The sequence below is a fragment of the Photorhabdus hainanensis genome, assembly GCF_018448965.1.
In the GTDB taxonomy this organism is placed as follows: domain Bacteria; phylum Pseudomonadota; class Gammaproteobacteria; order Enterobacterales; family Enterobacteriaceae; genus Photorhabdus; species Photorhabdus akhurstii.
In genome coordinates, this window is sequence record NZ_RCWD01000098.1 from 1 (window position 1) to 1,743 (window position 1,743).

The window sequence follows — 1,743 nt, forward strand, 5'->3', positions numbered from 1 at the left end:
ATTCAGCCTGCTCTTTAACAATTAATCAGACAATCTGTGTGGGCACTCACAAGACCGTATCACAAAAAAATACGTTTTAAAGTCTTGAAGAGTGAACAACAGTTAATTCATTACGAAATAATCAGTCAGATTTCTTTGAGCGTCAAACTTTGAATTGAAGAGTTTGATCATGGCTCAGATTGAACGCTGGCGGCAGGCCTAACACATGCAAGTCGGGCGGTAACAGGAAAGCGCTCGCGCTTTTGCTGACGAGCGGCGGACGGGTGAGTAATGTCTGGGGATCTGCCCGAGGGCGGGGGATAACCACTGGAAACGGTGGCTAATACCGCATAATGTCGCAAGACCAAAGTGGGGGACCTGAAAGGGCCTCACGCCGTCGGATGAACCCAGATGGGATTAGCTGGTAGGTAGGGTAATGGCCTACCTAGGCGACGATCCCTAGCTGGTCTGAGAGGATGACCAGCCACACTGGGACTGAGACACGGCCCAGACTCCTACGGGAGGCAGCAGTGGGGAATATTGCACAATGGGCGCAAGCCTGATGCAGCCATGCCGCGTGTATGAAGAAGGCCTTCGGGTTGTAAAGTACTTTCAGCGGGGAGGAAGGATGTAGCTTGAACAGAGCTGGATTTTGACGTTACCCGCAGAAGAAGCACCGGCTAACTCCGTGCCAGCAGCCGCGGTAATACGGAGGGTGCGAGCGTTAATCGGAATGACTGGGCGTAAAGCGCACGCAGGCGGTCAATTAAGTTAGATGTGAAATCCCCGGGCTCAACCTGGGAATGGCATCTAAGACTGGTTGACTGGAGTCTCGTAGAGGGGGGTAGAATTCCATGTGTAGCGGTGAAATGCGTAGAGATGTGGAGGAATACCGGTGGCGAAGGCGGCCCCCTGGACGAAGACTGACGCTCAGGTGCGAAAGCGTGGGGAGCAAACAGGATTAGATACCCTGGTAGTCCACGCTGTAAACGATGTCGATTTGGAGGTTGTGGCCCTGAGCTGTGGCTTCCGAAGCTAACGCGTTAAATCGACCGCCTGGGGAGTACGGCCGCAAGGTTAAAACTCAAATGAATTGACGGGGGCCCGCACAAGCGGTGGAGCATGTGGTTTAATTCGATGCAACGCGAAGAACCTTACCTACTCTTGACATCCTCAGAATTTGCCGGAGACGGCGAAGTGCCTTAGGGAACTGAGAGACAGGTGCTGCATGGCTGTCGTCAGCTCGTGTTGTGAAATGTTGGGTTAAGTCCCGCAACGAGCGCAACCCTTATCCTTTGTTGCCAGCGCGTGATGGCGGGAACTCAAAGGAGACTGCCGGTGATAAACCGGAGGAAGGTGGGGATGACGTCAAGTCATCATGGCCCTTACGAGTAGGGCTACACACGTGCTACAATGGCGGATACAAAGTGAAGCGACCTCGCGAGAGCAAGCGGAACACACAAAGTCTGTCGTAGTCCGGATTGGAGTCTGCAACTCGACTCCATGAAGTCGGAATCGCTAGTAATCGTAGATCAGCATGCTACGGTGAATACGTTCCCGGGCCTTGTACACACCGCCCGTCACACCATGGGAGTGGGTTGCAAAAGAAGTCGGTAGCTTAACCGAGAGGAGGGCGCTGACCACTTTGTGGCTCATGACTGGGGTGAAGTCGTAACAAGGTAACCGTAGGGGAACCTGCGGTTGGATCACCTCCTTACCTGAGATAGGTTGAGTGCAGTGCTCACACAGATTGTCTGATGAAAG

At 53.2% G+C, this 1,743-nt stretch carries 1 rRNA gene; it reads left to right on the top strand.

Features of this window, described 5'->3' with window-relative positions:
• Positions 1-151 precede the first annotated feature (151 nt).
• A 16S ribosomal RNA gene (locus tag EAE92_RS24005) occupies positions 152-1,696 on the top strand.
• Positions 1,697-1,743: the final 47 nt, after the last annotated feature.